20 protein-coding genes are annotated in these 23,050 nt (G+C 69.9%); 8 read left to right on the top strand and 12 right to left on the bottom strand.

Going from position 1 to position 23,050, the window contains the following annotated elements; genetic code table 11:
• Window positions 1-41: 41 nt before the first annotated feature.
• Together NI17_RS01920 and NI17_RS01915 are read left to right on the top strand one after the other, a co-directional pair.
• The gene (locus tag NI17_RS01920) at window positions 42-602 is read left to right on the top strand and encodes a hypothetical protein (RefSeq protein WP_068692539.1); all 561 of its coding nucleotides are present in this window, start codon (window positions 42-44) and stop codon (window positions 600-602) included.
• Window positions 592-1,173 carry a class F sortase gene (locus NI17_RS01915; RefSeq protein WP_068692538.1) on the top strand — a complete coding sequence of 194 codons (582 nt, stop codon included), beginning with the start codon at window positions 592-594 and terminating at the stop codon, window positions 1,171-1,173. The genes NI17_RS01920 and NI17_RS01915 overlap by 11 nt, the downstream gene beginning before the upstream one ends.
• On the opposite strand, the gene NI17_RS01910 is transcribed toward NI17_RS01915, so the two are convergent.
• The 8 genes from NI17_RS01910 to NI17_RS01875 all read right to left on the bottom strand — a co-directional run bounded on the left by NI17_RS01910 (window position 1,143) and on the right by NI17_RS01875 (window position 11,599).
• Window positions 1,143-1,628, bottom strand: a complete 486-nt coding sequence (locus NI17_RS01910; RefSeq protein WP_068692537.1) for a hypothetical protein — start codon at window positions 1,626-1,628, stop codon at window positions 1,143-1,145. The two genes, NI17_RS01915 and NI17_RS01910, sit on opposite strands and share 31 nt — an antisense overlap.
• Window positions 1,629-1,820: 192 nt before the next feature.
• Window positions 1,821-4,316 carry a glycoside hydrolase family 2 protein gene (locus tag NI17_RS01905; RefSeq protein ID WP_068692536.1) on the bottom strand — a complete coding sequence of 832 codons (2,496 nt, stop codon included), beginning with the start codon at window positions 4,314-4,316 and terminating at the stop codon, window positions 1,821-1,823.
• A 301-nt stretch (window positions 4,317-4,617) separates the two neighbouring features.
• A complete protein-coding gene (locus NI17_RS01900; RefSeq protein WP_068692535.1) occupies window positions 4,618-5,550 on the bottom strand; it encodes an ATP-binding cassette domain-containing protein in 933 nt (310 codons plus the stop codon).
• 4 nt (window positions 5,551-5,554) lie between these two features.
• Window positions 5,555-6,505, bottom strand: a complete 951-nt coding sequence (locus NI17_RS01895; RefSeq protein WP_068692534.1) for an ABC transporter ATP-binding protein — start codon at window positions 6,503-6,505, stop codon at window positions 5,555-5,557.
• A 4-nt stretch (window positions 6,506-6,509) separates the two neighbouring features.
• Complete coding sequence (locus NI17_RS01890; protein ID WP_068692533.1) at window positions 6,510-7,424, bottom strand: ABC transporter permease; 915 nt, start codon at window positions 7,422-7,424, stop codon at window positions 6,510-6,512.
• Window positions 7,421-8,416, bottom strand: a complete 996-nt coding sequence (locus NI17_RS01885; RefSeq protein ID WP_068692532.1) for an ABC transporter permease — start codon at window positions 8,414-8,416, stop codon at window positions 7,421-7,423. The genes NI17_RS01890 and NI17_RS01885 overlap by 4 nt, the downstream gene beginning before the upstream one ends.
• 114 nt (window positions 8,417-8,530) lie before the next feature.
• Entirely contained in the window at window positions 8,531-10,249 is a 1,719-nt protein-coding gene (locus tag NI17_RS01880; protein ID WP_068692531.1) for an ABC transporter substrate-binding protein, read from the bottom strand.
• Window positions 10,250-10,582: 333 nt separating this feature from the next.
• A complete protein-coding gene (locus NI17_RS01875) occupies window positions 10,583-11,599 on the bottom strand; it encodes a LacI family DNA-binding transcriptional regulator (RefSeq protein WP_068692530.1) in 1,017 nt (338 codons plus the stop codon).
• A gap of 359 nt (window positions 11,600-11,958) precedes the next feature.
• Between NI17_RS01875 and NI17_RS01870 the strand changes: the two genes are divergently transcribed.
• On the top strand, window positions 11,959-12,360 hold the full coding sequence (locus NI17_RS01870) for a VOC family protein (protein WP_068692621.1): 402 nt from the start codon (window positions 11,959-11,961) through the stop codon (window positions 12,358-12,360).
• Window positions 12,361-12,378: 18 nt separating this feature from the next.
• Here the strand turns inward: NI17_RS01870 and NI17_RS01865 are convergent, their stop codons facing one another.
• Window positions 12,379-13,149 carry a DeoR/GlpR family DNA-binding transcription regulator gene (locus tag NI17_RS01865; RefSeq protein WP_068692529.1) on the bottom strand — a complete coding sequence of 257 codons (771 nt, stop codon included), beginning with the start codon at window positions 13,147-13,149 and terminating at the stop codon, window positions 12,379-12,381.
• Between the two features lie 462 nt (window positions 13,150-13,611).
• On the opposite strand from NI17_RS01865, the gene NI17_RS01860 reads away from it, so the two are divergent.
• Window positions 13,612-14,232, top strand: coding sequence for a TetR/AcrR family transcriptional regulator (locus tag NI17_RS01860; RefSeq protein WP_068692528.1), 621 nt, complete (start codon window positions 13,612-13,614; stop codon window positions 14,230-14,232).
• 28 nt (window positions 14,233-14,260) lie between these two features.
• Here the strand turns inward: NI17_RS01860 and NI17_RS01855 are convergent, their stop codons facing one another.
• The gene (locus tag NI17_RS01855) at window positions 14,261-15,010 is read right to left on the bottom strand and encodes a PIG-L deacetylase family protein (protein WP_068692527.1); all 750 of its coding nucleotides are present in this window, start codon (window positions 15,008-15,010) and stop codon (window positions 14,261-14,263) included.
• Window positions 15,011-15,122: 112 nt separating this feature from the next.
• Here NI17_RS01855 and NI17_RS01850 point away from each other — a divergent pair, with 112 nt between their 5' ends.
• Both NI17_RS01850 and NI17_RS01845 read left to right on the top strand, forming a co-directional pair.
• Window positions 15,123-15,788, top strand: coding sequence for a P-loop nucleotide/nucleoside kinase family protein (locus NI17_RS01850; protein WP_234402013.1), 666 nt, complete (start codon window positions 15,123-15,125; stop codon window positions 15,786-15,788).
• A gap of 35 nt (window positions 15,789-15,823) precedes the next feature.
• Window positions 15,824-16,345, top strand: coding sequence for a GNAT family N-acetyltransferase (locus NI17_RS01845; RefSeq protein WP_119267896.1), 522 nt, complete (start codon window positions 15,824-15,826; stop codon window positions 16,343-16,345).
• Between the two features lie 9 nt (window positions 16,346-16,354).
• Here NI17_RS01845 and NI17_RS01840 read toward each other — a convergent pair whose 3' ends face one another.
• Window positions 16,355-17,326 (bottom strand): exonuclease domain-containing protein, encoded by a 972-nt coding sequence (locus NI17_RS01840; protein ID WP_068692525.1) that lies wholly within the window; start codon window positions 17,324-17,326, stop codon window positions 16,355-16,357.
• Between the two features lie 382 nt (window positions 17,327-17,708).
• On the opposite strand from NI17_RS01840, the gene NI17_RS01835 reads away from it, so the two are divergent.
• The gene (locus NI17_RS01835) at window positions 17,709-19,097 is read left to right on the top strand and encodes a cellulase family glycosylhydrolase (RefSeq protein ID WP_068692524.1); all 1,389 of its coding nucleotides are present in this window, start codon (window positions 17,709-17,711) and stop codon (window positions 19,095-19,097) included.
• 100 nt (window positions 19,098-19,197) lie between these two features.
• Here the strand turns inward: NI17_RS01835 and NI17_RS01830 are convergent, their stop codons facing one another.
• Window positions 19,198-20,553 carry a cellulase family glycosylhydrolase gene (locus NI17_RS01830; RefSeq protein ID WP_119267895.1) on the bottom strand — a complete coding sequence of 452 codons (1,356 nt, stop codon included), beginning with the start codon at window positions 20,551-20,553 and terminating at the stop codon, window positions 19,198-19,200.
• 384 nt (window positions 20,554-20,937) lie between these two features.
• Between NI17_RS01830 and NI17_RS01825 the strand changes: the two genes are divergently transcribed.
• Window positions 20,938-22,980: a trypsin-like serine peptidase gene (locus NI17_RS01825; RefSeq protein WP_068692522.1), complete on the top strand. Its 2,043-nt coding sequence runs from the start codon at window positions 20,938-20,940 to the stop codon at window positions 22,978-22,980.
• Window positions 22,981-23,050: the final 70 nt, after the last annotated feature.

Here is a 23,050-nt window from a genome sequence, read left to right as displayed (position 1 = left end):
CCTGTGTGGCATCAGTGACACGCAGAGTGAGGGAGAACGGCATGAGGGTGCGGACAGCGTTCGGGATCGCGGTCGTGGCCGCGGTGCTGGTCGCGGGAGCCGGAACCGCGACGGCCGACAGCGCCATCACGGTGTTTCCGCCGGAGGCGGAGCCGGGCTCCCCGATCATCGTGCAGGTGTCCTGCTCCGGCGGGGCGCGGTGGGTGGAGTACACCTCCCCCGCGTTCTCCACCGTCCTCCGTGTCACGCTGGACGGAGCCGACTCCGAGGAGCGGATCGTCCTCAAGGAGGGCCTGGAGCCCGGCGACTACCAGATCAGGGGGGAGTGCGGGGCCTCCGACTCCAGTCGGGTGCTGTACTCCAGCGTCACCGTGGTCGGGAAGGACGGCGGAAACGACCGGGAGGACGCCCCGGCGTCCTCGTCGGGCCTCGCCGTGCCGCCGCCGACCCCCACCCCGAGCGGCGCGCCGCAGACCGGGGGCGGGGGCCTGCACCGCCCGGCCGACCCGGCCGTGCCCCTGGCGGCGCTGGCGGTCGGCCTGCTGCTGGTCTCCGGCGCCGGCCTGCTCTCCTATCGATGTGTGGTGCGCCATGTCGACTAGAAGACGCAGCAGAAGCACCGGTACCGGCGCCCTGGTGGCGCTGGCCCTGGGAGTGGCGTTCGCCCTGACCGACGGCGGAGTCGGCGGTGTCGACCGGGACGAGGCGCTGGCGCGCTCGGTCCCGGTGCACCTGACGATCGAGGCGATCGGGGTGAGCGCGCCCCTGGTCGAGTTGGGGCTGAACCCCGACGGCACGCTGGAGGATCCGCCGCTGGACGAGGACAACCTGGCGGGCTGGTACTCGCTGGGCGTGTCGCCGGGGGAGGTGGGACCCGCCGTGATCACCGGGCACCTGGACACCCGGACCGGACCGTCGGTCTTCGCCGACCTGGCGGAACTGCGCCGCGGCGACACCGTCCGCGTCCGCCGCGCCGACGGTTCGCAGCCGGTGTTCGTGGTGGAACGGGTCGAGCGCGTGGCCAAGGAGGACTTCCCCACCGAGCGGGTCTACGGTCCCGTGGACCGCCCGGAACTGCGCCTGATCACCTGCGGCGGGGAGTTCGACCGCGCCAGCGGCCGCTACTCGGCGAACACCGTGGTCTACGCCCACATGGTGCGGACGGCGTCCTGATCCGGCGCCGCCGTGCGGCGGGTGCCGCGCAGGATCGTCCCTCCCAGCACGACCAGGGGGGCGGCGGTGAGCGCGGCGCCGCCGATCCACCAGGCCGCGCTGTCGCGGAAGGCGACTATTCCGAGGACCAGCACCGCCGTGTACAGGCCGGAGGAGGTCAGGAAGGCCGTGAGGTAGCGCGGGGTGAAGCCGCGGGGGACCGCGGTGAGTCGTGCGGCGGTGACGGCGCTGCCGGTCCCCGCGAGGGCTCCGGCGATCGCGCTGCCCACGCCGAGGAGCCGCGGATCCAGCGGAACGAAGGCGACGGCCAGCAGCACCGTGGGAAACAGCGCGGACAGGACCAGCGCGAAGACGCCGTATCCGCGGGTGTGGGCGCGCATCCGGTCGCCGACGGCCGCGGCGTCGGCCAGCGCCGCCCGTGCCTCCCGCGTGTCCACAGAGCCGTTGCCGTCCACCGGTTCTCCCCTCCGCCCCACGTCAGATCTTCCCAATATGGCAACAAGTTGCCTTCTCGGCAACTGGTGGGCGGGGAAGGAGGTTCCTGGCAAGACGGCGGCGGCACGTGGCGCTTGTCCCACCACGTGCCGCCGTGTACCCGGTCTCGGAAAGCCCGCTATCTCACCCCTCCGAGACCGGCCTGCCGCTGGTCAGGCCGGAACGCCGTCCTGCTCGGCGGAGCGCAGCGCATCGTTGACGGTGCGCAGCACGGGCGGTTCCACCACGAGTTGTGGGTCGAGGTGGGCTCCTCCGCGCACCGTGAAGGTGTGCGACTCCCCGGGGAGCAGGGTGACCAGCATGTCGTCCGCCTCGGCCCCCGGGTCGAGGCGGTCGGCGAACAGCGTGAGATCACGCAGCAGGCTCTGCGCCGTCACGGTCACGCGCAGGTCGTCGCCGCTGGGCGTGACGCGGACGTCGTACTCGGGCTTGGGGTAGGCGATGTCGCGGTCCTCCGCGAAGAACCAGTACGCCCTGCGCGCCCCGGTGTCGGCGGTGACCAGCTCCTCGGCGGCGTCGCCGGCGCGTGCCACGTCCTCGGGCAGCGGCACCCTGACCGCGCCGCGGGCGGGCACGGTGAAGGGCGTCTCGGTCGAGGCCAGCACCGTGCCGTCGAGGGCGCGCCGGGCCAGGCGCGCGGTGGCCGACCACTCCCGGCCGGTGTCGTTGGCCAACACCAGGACCAGGCCGTCCCCGTCGGGCTGCACGGTGGCCAGCCGGTCGGCGTAGACCGCGCGGAGCGCGTACCACAGGGGCTTGCGGCGGCCGTCGCCGTCCACCGCCGCCCACGAGGTGACCGGCCAGCAGTCGTTGAGCTGCCAGACGATGCTTCCGGTGCAGTCGGGCCACTGGGCGCGGAAGTGCTCGATGCCCAGGGTGATCGCCCTGGCCTGGTTGACCTGGGTCAGGTAGTGCCAGTCGTCGAAGTCGGCGGCGTCGCCGAAGTGCGGTGCGAGGCCGCGGGCGAGCTTGCCGTTGCCGTCGATGGCCTTCTGGTGGTGCAGCATGCCGGGGGAGTCCGGCCGCAGCTCCTCCCCGGGCAGGGCCGCGCGCAGCGTGGCGTAGGCGGGCGGGGCCTGGAAACCGAACTCGGAGACGAAGCGGGGCCGGTAGTCGCGGTAGACGGTGTAGTCCACCTCGTTCCACACGTCCCAGATGTGCACGTTGGCGTGCCGGGGGTCGTTGGGGTGGACGTCCGGCGAGCCGGAGTAGGGGCTGCCCGGCCAGTAGGGGCGGGTGGGGTCGATCTCGGCGACGATGCGCGGCAGCAGGTCCAGGTAGTAGCCCTCGCCCCAGCTGCGGCCGGCCAGCGGCTCCTGCCAGTCCCAGTCCCAAAAGCCCCAGATGTTCTCGTTGTTGCCGTTCCACAGCACCAGGCTGGGATAGGGGGCGAGCCGGACCACCGCCTCGCGCGCCTCGGCCTCGACCTCCTCGGCCAGCGGCGACTCCTCGGGGTAGGCCGCGCAGGCGAAGAGGAAGTCCTGCCAGACGAGGACCCCGCGCTCGTCGCAGAGCTCGTAGAACTCCTCGCTCTCGTAGCGGCCGCCGCCCCAGATCCGCAGCAGGTTCATGTTCGCCGCGATCGCCTGGTCGATGCGCTCGGCGTAGCGGTCGCGTCCCACCCGGGTGACGAAGCAGTCGTCGGGAATCCAGTTGGCTCCCTTGACCAGCACGGGGACGCCGTTGACGACGATGGTGAAGCGGCGTCCGCCCTCGTCCACGCCGGTGTCCAGTTCGACGGTGCGGAAGCCGACCCGGCGCTGCCAGGAGTCCAGTTCGGCGCCGTCGGAGCCGAGCGTGACCCGCAGGTCGTACAGCGGCTGGTCGCCGTAGCCGCGCGGCCACCACAGCCGGGGGTCGGCGACGGTCACCTCGACTTCGGTGCGGCACACGCCGGGCGGCAGCACGACCGCGCCGACCTGGCCGGCGATCTCGGCGCGCAGGGTCAGTTCGGCGTCCTCACCGGCCTCGGTGCGCTCGACCTCGACGCGGACCAGGACCCGGCCCTCCGCGCTGCCGTCGTGCGCGGTGGCCACGGTGACCTGCGGCACCACCTGGGCCAGGCGGGCGGTGTTCCAGGCGTGCACCCGGATCGGCCGCCAGATGCCCGAGGTGACCAGGGTGGGGCCCCAGTCCCAGCCGAAGTTGCAGGCCATCTTGCGGATGAACTGGAACGGCTCGGGGTAGGCGTTGGGCCGGTCGCCGAGTTCCTCGCGCAGCGCCTCGGCGTAGCCGTAGGGGGAGGCGAACTCGACGCGCAGTTCGTTGCCGTCCGGGCGCAGTGCCGGACGCAGGTCGAACCGGTAGGAGCGGTGCATGTTGCGGCTCTGGCCGACCGGGTCCCCGTTGAGGAACACCGAGGACACGGTGTCCAGCCCCTCGCATTCGAGGTCCACCCGCTCCGCCGCGGCCAGGTCGGCGGCGTCGAAGGCGGTGGTGTAGCTCCACCGGGTGCGGCCGATCCAGCCGAGTTCGGTCTCGTTGCGGCCCTTGTAGGGGTCGGGAATGAGATCCGCCGCCATGAGGTCGGTGTGCACGCACCCCGGCACGGTCGCCGGTATCCCCGAGGAGCCGATGGCCACGGGGACCTCGTCGGGGTCCTCGGCTCGCAGGGTCCAGTTCTCGCGCAGTTCGATGCGCACTGCCATGGCGTCTCCACACGTGAGCGAGTGTGTCCACTTGGGGGGGTGCGGCCCAGGCGCCTGGAGGAGGGAGGGGGCGTAAACCCGGTGCCGGGCCGCACCCGGCTCTCTCGGCGGCCCTCGTCGCGCCGCCGGAATTCAATGAGACTACTAAACCGGTTCAGGGTCAAGAGGTTGAGGCCGAAAATGAATCGGTTCAGTTCTTACTCGGGAAAGTCTTGCCTCCGCCCGCCCCACCCCGGACACGCCGAAACGCCGGTCGGCGGATGACCCGATCAACCGCCGACCGACTGTTTCACAGCGGAGTTCAGACCGCGACCCGGGGGTGGAAGGGCTGCACGAAATGCCCCTCCACGACCTCCACCAGTTCGCCGGGAACCTCCTCGCCCTCTCCCAGGTGGTAGGGCTGGGAGGCGGTGTCGGCCGCCTCGCGCTCACGCAGCTCCGCCTCGACCTCGTCCCACTTCTTGTGGAACTGCGGCACCGAGGCGAACAGCTTCTTGGTGTAGGGGTGCCGCGGATCGGCGAACACCTTCTCGGTGACGCCGCGCTCCACGATCGACCCCTTGTAGAGGATCACCGTCTGGTCGCTGATGTAGTTGCCCAGCGCCAGGTCGTGGGTGATGAACAGGATGCCCATGCCCCGCGCCTTGAGATCGGCCAGCAGGTTGAGCACGTCGATCCGGGTGGAGGCGTCCAGCATGCTGATCACCTCGTCCGCCACCAGGTAGTCGATGTCCAGCAGCAGGGCCCGGGCGAGCAGCATGCGCTGCAACTGTCCACCGCTGAGCTGGTGCGGATACTTGTTCAGGACCTGGCCCGGGTCGAGCCGCACCACCTCCAGCGCCGAGTCCACCTTCTTCCTCCACTCGGCGTCGGAGACGCCCGAGTAGTACTCCGACCGGATCATCGCGAAGACCCGGTCGGCCTTGAAGACGGGGTTGTAGCTGCTGAAGGGGTCCTGGAAGACGCCCTGGACCTTGCGGTAGTAGGCCTTGCGCTGCTGGTGGCCGCGCAGGCCGGAGACGTTGATGTCGTCGCAGGTGATCGCCCCCCTGGTCACCGAGGCGATCCGCAGCACCATCTTGCCCAGGGTGCTCTTGCCGCTGCCGCTCTCGCCGATGAGGGACACCACCTCGCCGGGGCGCACCTCGAAGCTGGCGTCGCGCACGGCCGTGAGCTCCCCGCCGCCGAAGGCGCCCACCTTGTAGACCTTGGAGACCCGGTCGAATTTCAACATCTGCTCACTCGGCCTTCCAACAGGCGACGTGGTGGTCGCGTTCCACTTCCACGAACGGCGGCTGCTCCAGGCACTGCTCGTCGGCCAGCGGGCAGCGGTCCCGGAACCGGCACCCCTGCGGCGGGCTGAGCAGACCGGGCGGGCTGCCCGGGATGCCGCTCAGCCGCTTGTCCTCGTACTTGACGCCCACTTCCGGCAGCGAGTCCAGCAGCATCTTGGTGTAGGGATGCCTGGGCATCTCGATGATCGTCTTGGCCGACGCCTTCTCCGCCAGACGTCCGGCGTACATCACCATGATGGTGTCGGCGATCTGGTAGACCAGCGAGATGTCGTGGGTGACCACGATCATGCTCTTGACGAACTCGCGGTCGCGGAACTCCACCAGGGTCTCGGCGACCGCCCGCTGGGTGGACACGTCCAGCGCCGAGGTCACCTCGTCGGCGATCAGCAGCGACGGGTCCAGCAGCGTCGACATCACCATGACGACGCGCTGCTTCATACCGCCCGACAGTTCGAGCGGGTAGCGGTTGAGCACGTCCGTCTCCAGCCCGACCAGCTCCAGACGGCGGTGCAGCTCGTCCTGGATCCCGCGGAAGCGGACCCCCCGCGACTCCAGCAGTTCGGCGATCATCCTGCCGATCTTGCGGGTGGGGTTCATCGCGCTCATCGCGTACTGCGGGATGAGGGAGATCCGCTTGTAGCGGAACTCGTTCATCGCCCTGTCGTCCCACACCGGCACCGTGTCGCCGTCCAGGACGACGTCGCCGCCGACGTAGCGCATCCGCCCGTCCAGTCGGATCAGGCTCTTGCTGAGCGTGGACTTGCCGCTGCCCGACTCCCCCGCCAGGCCCATGATCTCGCCGTCGGCCAGGGTGAAGGTGGGACCGTCGAGCGCGCGGACGTCCCCGCGCAGTGTCCGGTAGTAGACCCGCAGGTCCGAGACTTCGAGGGTCACCTGCTCACATCTCCCTCAGCTTGGGGTTGAAGACCTCGTCCAGACCCACGTTCATGACGTACATCGCTCCGACGATCGCGGTGATGCCCAGCCCCGGAGGCACGAACCACCACCACACGCCGAGCTGGAGGGCGCCCCACTTGACCGCCTGGTGCATGATCAGGCCCAGCGACATGCCGTCGCTCGGCCCCAGTCCCACGAAGTCCAGGCCCGCGGCGGCCAGCACGGCGCCGCCGAAGAGCAGGATGAACGTCATGAACAGGTAGGAGCTCATGTTCGGCGCGATGTCGCGGACGATGATCTTCCAGGGGCGCACCCCGCTGAGCCGGGCCAGGTCGACGAAGTCGCGGGAGCTGAGCGACAGCGCCTGGGAGCGGACCGCGCGCGCGGCCCACGGCCAGGAGGTCATGCCGATGAAGAAGGACTGCGTCACCACGCTGTAGGAGTCCACGTAGGCGGCGATGATGAACAGCACCGCCAGGGTGGGCAGCACCAGGACGACGTTGGTCAGCATGTTGAGCACCTCGTCGATCCAGCCGCCCTTGTAGCCGGCGACGAAGCCGATCGTCATGCCGACGACCGCCGCGATCCCGCCGCCGAGGAGGCCGACCACGAAGGTCGCGCGGATGCCGTGGACGAACTGGGTGAACAGGTCCTGGCCGAACTGCGTGGTGCCGAACAGGTGGTCCCCGGAGGGGGGCAGCAGCGGCGGCGCGTACCGCTCGTTGGGCCCGTGCTCCAGAAACGGCGGGACGACGAGGCCCGCCAGCAGCAGCAGGAGCACGATCCCCAGGCCGATCAGCAGCTTGGGGTTGCGCAGCGCGAAGTACAGGGCCTCGCGCCGGGGCGCCTCCGGAGCGGCGGCCGCCGGCTCCTCGGGCTCCGTGGTCGGGTCGGGCAGCGAGTGCGCGGCGGTCATTTGGCTCCTCCCTGCATCTGGACTCGGACCCGTGGGTCGACCATGACGTAGACGACGTCGATGATGAAGTTGGCGATCAGCACGCCGATGACGATGAACAGGAAGGCTCCCTGGAGCAGGAAGAAGTCCTGGTTCTGGATCGCCTGGAGGATCAGGTAGCCCAGTCCCTGGTAGGAGAAGACGATCTCGGTGAGCAGCGCGCCCGCCACGACCGTTCCCAACTGCACGGCCAGGCCGGTGATCTGGGGGAGCATGGCGTTGCGGAAGGCGTACCTGCGGATCAGGCGGCGCGGCGCGCCCAGGGCCTGCAGGTAGTTGGAGTACTCGGACTCCAGTTCGTAGATGATCATGTTGCGCATGCCGATCGCCCAACCGCCCAGGGCGACCAGGAACAGCGAGAGGAACGGCAGGAACCAGTGCTCCAGCAGGCTGGAGATGAACGTCCACGTGAACGCGGGCTGCAGGGAGAGCCCGTAGGACCCCGAGGCGGGGAAGAGGTCGGCGACGATGCCGAGGCTCCAGGCCAGCAGCAGCGCGAGCCACATGTAGGGGGTGGCGGTCAGCACGTAGCCCAGCGGCAGGATCGTGTTGTCCAGCCACTTGCTGCGCGCGGCGTAGGCGCCGAACCAGTTTCCGACGAACCAGCTGAGCAGGATGGACGGCAGCAGCAGCCCCAGACTGTATGGGACCGCTCCCATAATCAGTTCGGTGACCGGCGTGGGAAAGTTCCAGATGCTGATCCCCAGGTCGCCCTGGAGCAGCGACACCCAGAAGTTGAGGTACTGCTGCCAGAGCGGCTGGTCGAGGCCGAACATGTTGTTGAAGTACTCGTACAGCGCCTCGGCGGCCCCCGCGTCGGTCAGCGAGGCGCGGGCGAGGCGGCTCTGGATGGGGTCGCCGGGCATGAGTCGCGGGATCATCCAGTTGATGGTGACGGCGGCGAAGAAGGTCAATACATAGACGAAGATCTTGCGGCCGAAGTATTTACGCAACGGGCCCTCCTGGGCTCGGTGGTCGCGAGGGGCCCCCGCCCCTCCGTCCGCTGGGAGTGCGGACGGAGGGACGGGGGCGGTTCACCGGGACCACGTCTCGGAAAAACTCGCTGCCTACTCTTCCTCCGGAGCGGGCTCCAGCTCGGTCAGCATCAGGATGCTGCCCAGCTGGAAGTAGCCGCGCCAGGTGGAGGGCAGGTAGTTGTTGTCGGTCTCGCTGGAGGGCCAGTTGGTCCACACCGTGTTGCTGGTCTGCGACCACAGGCCGTTGTACCAGAGCGGGATGACGGGCATCTCCTCGAGGTGGATCTGCTGGAGCTCACCGGCGACCTCGCGGACCGCCTCGACGTCCTCCACCGGGACACCGTCGAGCTCGCCGACCAGCTCCCAGGCGTCCTCGTTCTCGTAGCGGCCGAAGTTGACCGTGGTCTGCTGCTCCTGGACCGGCAGACGGAAGATGTAGTCGTAGTAGGTCCAGGGCGTGTTGCTGATCTGGCGCTCGTTGTTGATCACCAGGTCGAACTCGCCGCTGTTGCGCTGGTCGACCAGGTCGTTGAACTCGGGGAACTCGGCGGTCACCTTGATGCCGACGGCCTCGGCGCTCTCGCTGATGACCCGGGCCGACTCCATCCAGTCGGTCCAGCCGCTGGGGACGATGAGGGTCAGGTCGATCGGGTCGCCGTCGGGGGTCTCGACGAAGCCGTCGTTGTTGGTGTCCTCGTAGCCGGCCTCTTCGAGGATGTCCTTGGCCACGTCGGGGTCACGCGGGGTGGCGTACTCCTCGACGACCTCGGTGTCGATGTACTCCTCCCACGCGGGCAGCAGGCCGGTGGGGTTGGCCTCGGTGACCAGGCCGCCGTAGACGTTGGTGACGATCTCGTCCATGTCGATGGAGGCCGAGAGCGCCTTGCGGAACTCGGGGTCGTCCATCGGCTCCTTGGTGGTGTTGGGCACCAGCCAGGCGGTGTTGGCCGCGAGCATGTAGGGCTCTTCGGGGTAGTAGGTCTCCACCCCGTAGCCGCCCTGGACCAACTGGGCGACGCCCGGCAGGAAGTTGTTGTTCATGTCGATGTTGCCCTGCAGCACCTGGCCGAGCGCGGCCTCGTTGCTGGTGTTGACCACGTCGACGATGTAGGTGGGGGCGACCTCGTGGCCCAGGGCCTCGGTGGCCCACCATTCGTCCCGCTTCTTCCAGACCTGGCGGTCCTGGTCGTGTGCCTCGTAGGCGTAGGGGCCGGTGCCGACGGGCTCCTCGTTGGCGCCGGTGAGGATCTCCTCGTCGGAGCGCTCGGACCAGATGTGCTCGGGCACGATGGCGTTGAAGTACAGCCAGTTCGCCCACTGCGCGTAGTTGGCCTGGGAGAAGGTGAACCGGACCGTGTGGTCGTCGACGGCCTCGGCGCTTTCCAGCCACTCCCACAGGTTGCCGTAGGTGGAGCCCTCGATCTGGCCGAGCTCGACGGTGAACACCACGTCGTCGGCGGTGAAGTCCTCGCCGTCGCTCCACTGGACGCCCTGGCGGAGCTTCAGTTCGTAGGTCGAGTCGTCGACCCACTCACCGCTCTCGGCCAGCCAGGGGATGTACTCGCCCGACTGCGGCTCGAACAGGAACAGGGTCTCGTAGACCAGACCCACCGTTCCCGTGGCGTAGTTGCCGGTGTCGAGAGGGTTCCAGGTGCTCGGCGGGCCCCACTGGGTGCCGCCGGTGTAGAGGGTCTCCGCACGGGGGTAGTCCCCTGCCGCGCCACCGTCACCTTCCGTGTCGCTCGCGCAGGACGTGGCCATCAGGCTGACCAGCGCGAGGGGAATCAGAAACCTGTAGCGGTTTCGCATCGTCACTTCTCTCCTCCATCTGTCACCGGGGACGTGTCACCCGGCGACAGCCGACTGGGAGCGCTTCCAGGCGTCGGCACCCCCGTGGCCGCTCACCTGGGCACGCATGCGCCGCTTGACGCGGCCGTGTCTCATCTCTCCCCTCCCGACATGACGTAGAACACAGTCGGGAGTGAACGAAAGAACATCAATAAACCGGTTCAGCGTCAAGACGTGTTATGAAAACTAAACCGGTTCACGCAAGCGTGGACGCGCCAATCAGCAGTTCAGCCGCCCTACCAGCCGCGGAGTCCCGTGGAGTACGCAGATCCTACTTCAGTCCCGGACCGGCGGTCAGAACGCGGCGGGACCGGTGCTCGCCCGCGGAATCAACCGGCTGCGCGGCGTCTGCTTGGAACGGGGCACGCCGCCCTCGATGACCTCCAGCAACAGGGAGGCGGCGATCCTGCCGTGCTGGGTCACCTCGCGGCCGACAGCGGTCAGAGCCGGGCGGATGGCCTGGCAGATCATCGAGTCGTCCCAGGCGACGATGGACAACCGGTCGGGGACCGCGACCCCCATCTCCTGGGCCACGCCCAGCGCCGCCACCGCCATCAGATCGTTGTCGAACACGAGCGCGCTGGGCGGGTTCGGACCGGACAGCAGCGCCCGGGTGATCTCCGCGGCCTGCGAGTCGAAGTAGTCGGCGTGGATCACCTCGGCGTGGACCAGGCCGACCTCCTCGGCCACCCTGGCGAAGGCGTGCGAGCGCACCTCGGTGTGCACGAACTCCGCCGGTCCGGCCACCCGGGCGATCCGCCGGTGCCCCAGCGACGCCAGGTAGCGCACCACCTCTCCCATGGCGTTGGAGTCGTCGGTCCACGCGCACGGCAGACCCTGGGTATGCTCGGGGCCACCGATCACCACCGCGGGCAGTCCCAGTCCCTTCACAAAGGACAGACGGGGATCGTCACGGCGCAGGTCCACCAGGAGGACGCCGTCGACCCGGCGTTCGGCGTGCCAGCGCTGGTAGGTGGCCATCTCCACGTCCCTGTCGTCCGCCGAGCGCAGCATGAGGGAGACCGGGCTTCCGTCGAGTTCGAACTGGATTCCCCCGATCAGCCGCATGAAGAACGGCTCGGCGGCCAGCGTCTTGGCGGGCCGGTCCACGACCATGCCGATCGCCCCGGCCCGACCGTCCGACAGCGCCCTCGCCGCGCTGCTGGGCGCCCAGCCCAACTGCTCGGCGATGTCCAGGATCCGGCGGCGCGTGGCATCCGAGACCCCGGGACGACCGTTGAGCGCGTAGGAGACCGCTCCCTTGGAGACCCCGGCGGCCTTGGCGATGTCAACGATCGTTGGGCGCCTCATACCCTCTCCCCGTGTTTGATGAACCGGTTCACCAGGGGTGAGATTACCAACCGGCGCCTCGTCCGTAGCCACCAACGGAATGTTTCCAGCGCGTCTCGCCCGGCCGCGACCGGCTCCACTCCCCCCTCCCGGGGAGCGCTCCGGGCGCCTCGGGGCGAGGGGGTCCGGCCCCCGGGAGCGGGGCCCCGACACCGTTCCGTGGTGTTCGGAAACGTTCCGGAGCCACGGGAGGCGAACATTTCCCACCAATGTCCGAGCCGTGTTTCCAACCGGAAAACAGCGGCGTAAGCTGGGCGCTTGTGCCTACCTTGTTCTCCCCGCTCAGGCTTCGGACCCCGCACCGAAGAAGAGAGGTGCCCGTGCCCACTCTGACAGGGATCGCGCACATCACCCTGTCCGTGCGCGACCGAGACGACAGCGTCGACTTCTACCGTGACGTCCTGGGTTTCCGCGAGTACGAGACCACGGACGACTCCCGCTGGCTGCGCACGCTCTGCCGCCACCCCACCGGCCTGCTGCTGTACCTCACCCAGCACAGGGACCACTTCAACGCGCGCTTCGACCACAGGCATGCCGGTGTGGACCACCTCGCCTTCGCCGTCTCCTCCCTGGGGGAGCTGGAGGAGTGGGAGAGGCGCCTGGACGACTTCGACGTGGAGCACTCCCCGATCGTGCACCGCGCCCACGGGTCGCTGGTGATGTTCGAGGACCCCGACGGCATCCAGCTCGAACTGTACTGTCCGCCCGCCCGCGAGGACTGATCCGGAAACGGGCCCGGCTCAGTCCAGCGGAACCAGTTCGACGCGGATGTCGCGCTCCCGGAGCTGCTGTACGGCGTTCGCGGGCAGCCGGTCGTCGGTGACGATGAGGTCGAACTCCTCCAGCCGGGCGACCGTGAAGGTGCCGAACTTGCCGTACTTGGTGCTGTCCACCGTCAGCACGCTCTTGGAGGCGACCCGCAGCAGCTCCTGCTTGGCCACGACCTTGGCCTCCGAGGGAGTGGTGGAACCGCGGTCGACGTCCCAGGAACTGCTGGCGACGAACGCGATGTCCACGTTGACCCTGCGGAGGAACTCGGCGGTGAACTGCCCCACCGAGGAGTGGTCGGCGTGCGAGACCACGCCGCCGGTGTGGATGAGCTCGATGTTGGGGTACTCCATGAGGTGGCCGACCACGTTGAAGTCGTTGGTCACCACGGTCAGCCCCGCCTTGTCGGTGAGGAGCGGGACCATCTGGAGCGTGGTCGTCCCCGCGTCCAGGTAGATCGTGAAGTTCTCCCTGACGAGTTCGGCCGCGGCCCGGGCGACGGCACGCTTGGCCGGCACCTCCAGTTGCGCCTTGGCCAGGTAGGACGGTTCGCTCTTGAGGCGCGCCGCCAGGCGGACGCCTCCGGTGACGGAGAGGACCTTTCCCTCGTTCTCCAGCGCCTGGATGTCCCTGCGCACCGTCATATGGGAGACGGACAGCATCGACGTGAGTTCGCTGATGCTGAGAACGTGGCGTTCCTGCAGCAGCTTGAGGATGTGTTCGCGACGCTGGTCGGGGATCATCTTCTGGCCTTCGCGATCGGGTCTGCTCGGTGCGGGGGGCGCCTGCGGTGAGGACGCGCATCTCTTTCTTAGCAGCTCCCCGGCCTCCTGACAGCGCCGCTCCCCCGCTCGGGGCCTCCCGCGCGCCGGGCCGCCGCACCGCCGCGGACGCGAGCGACACCCCCGGAGACCGGAATCCGGCGCCGTCGCGCCCATCGTCCGGCCCGTGGACCGAAGAGCCGCGTTCCCCGGATTTCCCACCTCTTCCAAGGGATTTAGTAGTACGGAGGGAATGCCGCAGCAGACGGCAGCCCTCCGTTCTCCCCTCCGGGAATTTGTGGTCACCGCCCCGGACGGCGCTATCCTCGAAAACGGTTCGTAACCGAAGCCGAAAAACTCCCAAATATCGGACTTCCCACCTCCAACCACTCAGAACGTCTCATAGGGCGCACAGCTCCGCGCTCCGAGGCTCCAGAGACAATAATGACCGCTGACCTTTCGCCCCAGGACGTCTCATTCACCAAGCACGCACTCGACACCGCCGGGCGCCTCTTCTCCGAACACGGTCCCAACAGTGTCAGCATGTACACGATCGCCTCCGCGGCCGGCGTGGACCCGGCCGATTTCCGCCGTGTTTTCCCCAGCAAACTCGACCTGATCCACCAACTCGTCCTCGACCGCACCAAAACCCTGGTGGAACGCGAGACGACGGCCACCGACACCGAACTGTCCCCGGTGGAGCAGATGCGCGCGCTCATCCGCCGCCACATCGAGTTCAACTGCCGCTGCCGCACCGAACTGGAACTGCGCCGGGTGCTGCTGCCCACACTGCGGGCGATCTCCCCGCGGCGCTACCGCGAACTGTCCCAACTGCTGCGCGCCTACCACGACCGGGTGCACCGCCTCATCGAGCAGGGGTGCGCCCTCGGACTGTTCCACCCGTCCGACGACTCCCGCGAACCGGTGTCGGCGACCACCGTGCTGCGCACCCTGGAATCCAGCCTGAACTGGTACGAGCCCGACTCGAAGCTGCCCCTGGAGCAGCTCAGCGACGTCTACGAGGACCTGGTCCTCCACCACCTGCTCGGCGTCGCGCGCTCCTGACCCCCGGGGAGGCGCCCCTTCCGTCCGCCTAGCGGAAGACCAGTTCGGCGTCCCTGATGAAGTGCGCCACCTTCTCCGTGGAGAGCGTCGTCCCGTCGGCCGTGACGTGGTTCGCACCGTTCCAGACGTTGAGGCAGGCGATCGCGTCGACCTTGCGCCTGCGGGTCTCCTCCGGCAGGACGATGCGGTTCACCCGCTCCCACGGCACCCGCGTGTCCTCCGGACGCGCCCAGTGCCACATCCAGACCGGGCAGCCCAGCATCGGAACCCCCAGCGTCGCCGACGCCGCCCGCGCCGCGTCGGCGACCGCCTCGTGGTCGGGGTGCCGGTCGCCCTCCCAGGGGCCCAGGCACAGATCGAACCCGGCGCACAGCCTGGCGAGTGTCTGCTCCAGGCCCGCCGCGCCGTCGCGGATCAGTCCGCTGGACAGTCCCAGCGGGATGACCTCGGCGTCGTCGGCGCCGAGCACCCGCAGCGCGTGACGCACCTCGGCCAACCGCTCCCAGGACGCTCCGCGCGTCCCGGGACCGAACTCGCCCTCGTCGCTGACGGAGACGACGCGCAGCCGCGCCCCCGACGCGGCCAGCATGGAGATCGCCCCGCCCACGGCCAGGATCTCGTCCCCGGGGTGCGGGGCGACTGCGACCGCACTGGTGATCCCGGCCAGATGGACCGCGGGAAACTCCCGCAGCGCGGGCCATCCCCGCCAGGACGCTTCAGAGGTCCCCGGCCGGTCCATGGGGTGTCGGCGCCGTTCCGCCCACCGTGTGGCGCGCATGGTGTGCCTCCTCTTCAGCGGCGGTCCCGTGTGGTGGTCACATGCCCAGAACCCCGCACCGCATGCGCGGTGCGGGGTGGCACGGCCCGATCCGCCCCGACAGACTGGGACGGTGACCGAAGCACCGCCTCCCCCCGCTCCGCCGCCGGCGCCCGTGTGGATCGTCTCGGGCGCTCCCGGCGCCGGGAAGTCCACGGTCGCCGGACTGCTGCTGCGACGGCTGCGCCCCGTTCCGGCGCTGCTGGACAAGGACACCCTCTACAGCGGTTTCGTCGCGGCCCTGCTGCGCGCGCACCACCGCCCCCACGGGGAGCGCGAGGGCCCCTGGTACGACGAGCACGTCAAGAGGCACGAGTACGGGGGGATGACCGCGGCGGCGCGGCAGATCCGCTCCGCGGGCTGCCCGGTGCTGCTGGACGCCCCCTTCACCCAGCAGATCCGCGACCTGTCCCGGTGGCGCTCCTGGGTCGCCGAACTGGGCGGCGACCCGGTCCGCCTGGTCTGGGTGCGCAGCGACGCCGAGACCCTGCGCGAGCGCCTGACCGGGCGCGGCCGGGCCCGCGACGCGGGCAAGCTCGCGGAGTTCACCGCCTTCGTCGCCCGCGTCCGCCCCTCCGAGCCGCCCGCGGCTCCCCACGCGGAACTGGACAACACACGAGCCGCGCCGCCGCTGGCCGCGCAGGTGGACGCCCTCCTGCGCGAGCGCTGGCCGGATCCCGGGCGCGACCGCGGTCAACCGCGGCCCCAAAACTGGGAAAACCCTCGGCGACAGGGATAGACCAATCGGGTATACCGGCACTTACCATGTGTTCCATGACACCACCCCTGAGCACCGAGCGTCTCCTCATCCGGGACTGGAGCCTCGACGACACCGAGGCCGCCTACGCGATCTACGGCTCCCCCGAGGTGGCGCACTGGCTCAGCACGGGAGCGGTCGACGACGTCTCCGCGATGCGTTCGGTGCTGGAGGCGTGGGTGGAGGCGCAGCCCAACCTGGTCCCCCCGGCGGGGCGGTGGGCGGTGGTGCGCAGGGAGGACGGCGAGGTCATCGGCGGCCTGTCGCTGCGGCTGCTCCCGCCGTTCGAGGAGGACTTCGAACTCAACTGGCAACTGCGCCCCGACACCTGGGGCAGCGGCTATGCCACGGAGGCGAGTCAGGCGCTGATCCGCTGGGCGTTCAGCCAGGGCCTGGAGGAGCTGTTTGCGGTGGCGCGGCCGGACAACGAGCGCGCCATCGCCACGGCGCGCCGGATCGGCATGGAGTGGGTCGGTGAGACCGACAAGTACTACGGCCGCCGCCTGCAGGTCTTCCGCTGCCGCCCCTCCGACCTGTGAGCGGGCCCGTCAGGGCCGTCCGCGCAGCCGCTGGCCCCCGGCGGCCAGCCGGGCCAGCAGTTCGGCCTCGTCGATGATGTCGATGCGCGATCCGCTGGCGTTGTAGGACTCGGCCCGGCGGTGTTTGGCGGTCTTGGCTCCCCCGTTGGCTCCCGTGACGAGGACGTCGGTCCTGCGGGTGACGTTCTTGGCCGGGACTCCGCCCACCGCGGCGACGCGCCGCCACACCTCGGTCTTGGACATGCCGACCAGGTCTCCGCTGACGCAGACGACCCGGCCGAACAGCGGGCCGTCGGGGTCGGCGCCGGGGTCCGGTTCGGGCAGCGGCTCGTCGGCCTCCCGCCGCCACCGGTCGAACCTGGAGTCGGCGGACCACAGCGGAGCGGTTCGGGGCGGCTGCGGCTCGGTCGGCGCCGTGGCGCGTCGCGGCGGGCGGCGCAGCCGCAGGCACAGCTCGGGCAGCGTGGCCACCCCGTGCGCCCGGAACGCGGCGAGCATGATGTGCGCGGCGGCCTCGGCGTCGGCGTCGGCGGCGTGGTGCCGCCTCAGTTCGTGCCCGATCTGGCGGCACACCGTGGGCAGTCGGTGGTCGCGCAGCGCGGGCCAGGTCCGCCGCGCGGTGTGCAGGGAGCACACGTAGTCGAGAGGCTGCTCGGCCAGGCCGGTGTGGGCGCAGGCGGCCTGGATGACGCCCATGTCGAAGACGGCGTTGTGGGCGACGAAGGGGCCTCCGTCGGCGAACTCCAGGATGGTGCGGTGCACCCTCGGCCACTCCGGGGCGTCGGCGACCTGCTCGGGGGTGATCCCGTGGAAGTCGATGTTGAAGGGGGCGAAGTGGTCGACCGGTTCGGGGGGCCGGACCAGAGTGGTGTAGCGGTCGACGATCCGGCCGTCCTCGACCCGCACCAGTCCGACCGCGCAGACGCTGCCCCGGTCGCGGTTGGCGGTCTCGAAGTCGACGGCGGTCCAGGTGTCGCGCATCGTCACCGTCCTCCCCTCGCGCTCCCACTCTAGGCCCAACACCGGTGAACCGGGGGAAGTTCCGGGATGTCCTCGGCCCGAGGGGGTCGGTCTCGGCCTCGGGGCGGACGGGAAGCGGTGAGGGGATCTCCGCCGAGGGGATGGGCCGCCGGTCCCTCCCCGGAACACCCCGCCGCTCCCCCGCTTCCGGGCACTGCTCGGGGACCGGTGACCTCCTTCCGGCGCGTCCGGAGCACCAGCACCCTTGACTTGACGCTACCGAGTCGTTACGTTCCGGTTTCACCGCATTGCCCGCTGTCACCCGATCCTCACCCCGAATGCGGCCCCTTCTGTTGGGAGCGTTCCCAGAACGCTCCCCCGTCTCCTACCGATGTGAGGAACCATGACCAGATCCCCCACCGCCCGGCTCCGGGCGGCCTCCCCGACGGCGGTCGCGCTGACCGCCGTACTCGCCCTCGTCCTCGCGGTGCTCTCACCCGGCGTCGCGCGTGCCGCCGGGGTCACGGCCACCTTCACCAAGGACTCCTCCTGGGGCAGCGGCTACACCGCGTCCGTCACGGTCCACAACGACACGTCGAGCACCGTCTCGGACTGGCAGGTCGTTCTCACCCTGCCCGCCGGGACGACGGTCGGCCACGCGTGGAACACCGAGCACACCGGCAGCGGCGGCTCCCACACCTTCACCGGCGTCTCCTGGAACAGCAGCATCGCCCCGGGCGGCTCCGTCTCCTTCGGGTTCACCGCCAGCGGTACCGGCGATCCCACGGGCTGCACGGTCAACGGCGCGCCCTGCACGGGAGGCGACCCCGACCCCGACCCGAGCCCCGATCCCGACCCGGAGCCCGAACCCGGCACCCCGGTCGAGAGGTACGGCAGGGTCCAGGTCTGCGGCACCAAGCTGTGCGACGAGAACGGCAACCCGGTGCAGCTGCGCGGCATGAGCACCCACGGCATCCAGTGGTTCGACCACTGCCTGACCGACAGCTCGCTGGACGCCCTGGCCCACGACTGGCAGGCCGACATCGTCCGGCTGTCGATGTACGTCCAGGAGGAGGGCTACGAGACCGATCCGCGCGGCTTCACCGACCGGATGCACCAGTTGATCGACATGGCCACGGCGCGCGGCATGTACGTGATCGTGGACTGGCACATCCTCACCCCGGGCGACCCCCACTACAACGCTGACCGCGCCAGGACCTTCTTCACCGAGATCGCCCGGCGCCACGCCGACAAGACCAACGTGCTCTACGAGATCGCCAACGAGCCCAACGGGGTGAGCTGGAGCTCGATCAGGAGCTACGCCGAGGAGATCATTCCGGTGATCCGGAGCCACGACCCCGACTCGGTGGTCATCGTCGGCACCCCCGGCTGGTCCTCGCTCGGCGTCTCCGAGGGCTCCGGTCCCGCCGAGATCGCCGCCGACCCGGTCGACGCCGACAACGTCATGTACACCTTCCACTTCTACGCGGCCTCGCACCGCGACAACTACCTGAACGCGCTGCGCGACGCCGCCCAGATGTTCCCGGTCTTCGTCACCGAGTTCGGCACCGAGTCCTACACCGGCGACGGGACCAACGACTACGCGATGGCCGAGCGCTACCTGGACCTGATGGAGCAGGAGCAGATCGGCTGGACGAAGTGGAACTACTCCGACGACCACCGCTCCGGAGCGGTCTTCCAGCCGGGCACCTGCTCGGCCGGGGGCCCGTGGAACGGCTCGTCGCTGAAGTCGTCCGGCGTGTGGGCCCGCGACCAGCTCCGCGGGGACTGACCCCCTGAGACGGGCCCCGGACCACACGCAGAGCGGCCCGCGAGAAAGACTCGCGGGCCGCTCCGCTTCCGTGTTCCGTCCCTCCGGGACTACCGGAAGGTCAGTCGGTGGTGCAGGTCAGCGTCAGCGATCCGGGGGCACTGCCCGAGCCGATGAAGCCGAACGTGGTGGACTGTCCGGCGCCGAGCTGTCCGTTGTAGGGAGCGTTGCTCGCCGTGACCGGGGAGCCGCCGCCGAAGCTGGCGTTCCAGCCGTGGCTGACGCTCTGGCCACCGGGGAAGGTCCAGCTCACCGTCCAGTTGGAGATGGCCGAGTCGCCCGCGGTGACCGTGACCTCGCCCTGGAAGCCGCCGCCCCAGCTTCCGACCGTGGTGTAGTCGGCCGAGCAGTCGCCCTCGGCGGGCGGGTCGGTCGGCGGGTCCGTGGGGTCGGTGGGCGGGTCGGTGGGGTCGGTCGGCGGCTCGCCGCCGTAGACGGTGGCCTCCTCGGCGGTGCTGGAGATGCCGTTGGCACCGTAGAAGATCCGCTGGCCCCACGAGGTCAGGCTGTCGGCGTCGAAGTTGTTCACCATGTCCAGGTACTCGACGCCGCCGCCGTTGCCGCTCCACGACCAGCCGATGTAGCCCAGGCCCAGCCGCTCGGCCTCGGCCATGATGGTGTCCTCGTCGGGGTTGCCGTCGGAGTGGTCGTGGCCGAACTCGCCGATCATGATCGGCAGACCGGCGTTGACGAAGTGCTCCAGGTAGCTGGTGACCGTGGAGCCCTGCTCGTAGACGCCGTACATGTGGATGGAGAAGACCGTGTTGCCGGTCGGGTCGCTGGTGTAGACGCTGCCGGCGTTGTCGCGCATGGTGTGCGACCAGTCCTGGCCCCAGTTGGGGGCGTCCACCACGAGGGTGTGGTCGAACCCGGCGTCGCGCATCCGCTGGATGGCGGCGGAGGTGTCGGAGGCCCAGTCGGCGACGGTGGCGGAGTCGTTGCCGTAGGGCTCGTTGCCGATGTTGATGAGGACGTAGTCCTCCTGGCCCTCCAGGGCGCTTTGGATCTCGATCCAGTAGTCGACGGCCTGGTCGAGGGTGGAGGCGCCGCTCTGCTCGCCGTAGCCGGTGGTGTCGTGCACCTCCAGCATGCAGATGAGCCGGTTCTGCTTGCACAGGGAGATGACGTTGGCGACGTCGGCGGCGTCGTTCTTGGTCCACCGGACGCCGTTGCTCAGCACCACGCGCACGGTGTTGGCGCCGTGGGACTTGATGCCCGCGAAGGAGTCGGTCTCCTGCGCGTACCAGGCGTGGGGGTGGCTGACGCCGCGGATGACGAACTCCTGGCCGCCCGCCTCGTAGAGCCGACCGTTGTCGACGTAGAAGCCGGTGGCCGCGTTCGCCGGTTGCGCGAACACGAAGACGGACGCGAGCAGCGCGAGAATCGTCGCCGCGGCGACCGTGAGACGTTTTCTCATGGCCTTCCTCATGAAAGAACTGCCGATGGGCAGAGGTGTACAAGAGTGGGTTTACGCGGCCCCGACTGCCTTTTCCCTCCTGAGGCGCCGACGCCACAATAGCCTTGGTGTCCCAGTTCACACAACCGGTTCAGCAGTCTTTTGGTGAACCGGTTTTTATCATTCGCGAATTACCCCAAACCACCCGCGATCGTGACTTTTCGCCACCTTTCTGACACAGGCTTCTGACATGCACAAACAGGGTCCACCCGGACTGTTCCTCCCACGGGGGAGCAGCCGTTTTCCGAGTTCCCCGGTATTCCGCGGCGTTACGCGCGACCATGAAGACCAGGGAGGATCCGGCGGACAGCCCGGTCCGCCGGACGAGGAGCAGGAGGGAATCGGATGAACGCGCTTCCCCACCAGGCGACCGTCGAATACCAGTGGCAGGAGCAGCGGGCCGCCCAGCGGTTCGCCGAAACCGAGCAGGCCCGGGCCCGCACCCGGGAACTGCAGCAGCGGACCGGAATCCCCGTTCACGACACCTTCGACCAGGTTCGGGCGCGCGCGGAACGGCTCGTCGCGCTCCGCCGGGTTCCGGCCCAGGCGCTCACGGCGGACACCGCGCCGAGCGCCGCCGACCGGCACCGGGTCCGTCAGCGGATCATCGGCGCCACCGACCAACTCCAGTCCGTGGGCTTCCTGTACCGGGGGGCGCGCGCGGCCTCCCCCGTCGCCCGGATCGTCCTGGTCCACAACGGCCGGGAGATCCCGTGCGGAACGGGATTCCTGGTCTCCCCCGAACTGCTGCTGACCAACCACCACGTGATCAGCGACGCCGAGACCGCGGAGCGGACCGTCGCCGAGTTCGCCGCCGAGGTCGACGTCGAACTGCGCCCCCGCGTCCCGGTGCGCCACCGACTCGACCCGGAGACGTTCTTCGTCGCCGACCGGGAACTCGACTTCGCCCTCGTCCGGGTACGGCCCGACGCCGACGGCCGTTCCCCGGGCGCGGTCTTCGGCTGGAACCCGCTGCTGCGCACCCAGGGCAAGGCCGTCACCGGGGAACCGGTGAACGTCATCGGCCACCCGAGGGGGCGGCTCAAGGAGATCACGGTCCGCGGCAGCCGCATCCTCCAGCAGACCGAGGACTTCCTCCACTACTCCGCCGACACCGAGCCCGGAAGCTCCGGCTCACCCGTCTACAACGACCAGTGGGAGGTCGTGGCACTGCACCACTCGGCCGTGCCCCGACGCGACGCCCGGGGGCGTCGGCTGCGCGCGGACGGAACACCGCTGCGTCCCGGCGACCCCGACTCCGCGGCCGGATGGATCGGCAACGAGGGCACCCGTGTCAGTTCGATCCTGGACTTCCTGGCCGAGGCGGAGCTCCCCGCGGCGCAGCGAGACCTCCTCGCGGCGCTGGGCCCCGGCGCGGGAGTGGCCGGCGCCCCCGCCCCCACCGAGGCCGAACCGTTCTGGGGCCGCGAGCGCCGCCCCCGCTCCGGCGGCCCGGGCCTGCGCGGAAACGCACAACCCGACGCCGTCCGGCTGGTGTTCGTCCACGGACGCGGCCTGGAGGGACAGGACCCCGCACGGCTGCGCGCCGCGTGGACGGCCGGACTCAACACGGGACTGCTCGCGGCCGAACTGCCCACCGTGTCCCCGACGTCGGTGTGGTTCCCCTACTACGGCGACCTGCTCGCCGAACTGACCGCGCAGCCGCCGCCGACCGGGGCGACCGAACCCGCCGAGGCGCTGGCCCCCTCCCGGGAGGGACCGCGCGCGCTCTACGAGTCGCTGCTGGCGCAGGCGGCACTGCGCTCGGGCATGCCGACCGAGTTGCTGGCCGACGACACGGAAGCGGACCGGGAGGGCGCGACCGGCATGGGCTTCCTCTCCGCGCTGACCAGCCGACTCCAGCGGGAGTTGAGCTGGGTGGCGGCCCGCAGCGGCCTGGACGAGGTGCTGATCGCCCTGTTCCTGCGGGACGTGGCCGCCTACCTGGGCGAGGAGTCGGTGCGCGAGGCGGTCCTGGAGCGGGTGGCCGCCGACTTCCCCCGGGACGGAAAGGTCGTCGTGGTCGGGCACAGCCTCGGCACGGTCGTGGCCGTGGACCTGCTGAGCCGGGCCCGCCCCGACGTGGCCGTGCCGCTGCTGGTCACCACGGGAAGTCCGCTCGGTCTCGACGCGGTCCACGAGCGGGTCCTGCTGCAGCCGCCGAGGCGCCCCGACCGCGTGGAGGCTTGGCTGAACGCCTGGAGCCCGGCCGACGCCGCGACCATCGGCTGTCCGCTGAACCCCGTGTGGGGCCCGGGGCTCGTCGAGGTGGTGACCGCCAACTCGCCCAGGCGTCCCCACGACGTCGAGGAGTACCTGCGCCACCCCGAGGTCGCCCGCCCCGTCGCCGAGGCCCTGCGCCCGGACGAGCCGGGCCTGGCGGCGTAGGACGGCGGCCCCCGCCGCCAACCCGTGGGGCCCCCGGGGTGCTGACCTGGAATGCCTCGCCCTTCTCCGG

It is taken from the genome of Thermobifida halotolerans (assembly GCF_003574835.2).
GTDB lineage: Bacteria > Actinomycetota > Actinomycetes > Streptosporangiales > Streptosporangiaceae > Thermobifida > Thermobifida halotolerans.
Note: the sequence above shows the minus strand (reverse complement) of the source record. Positions and strands in the feature narration are given on the sequence as shown.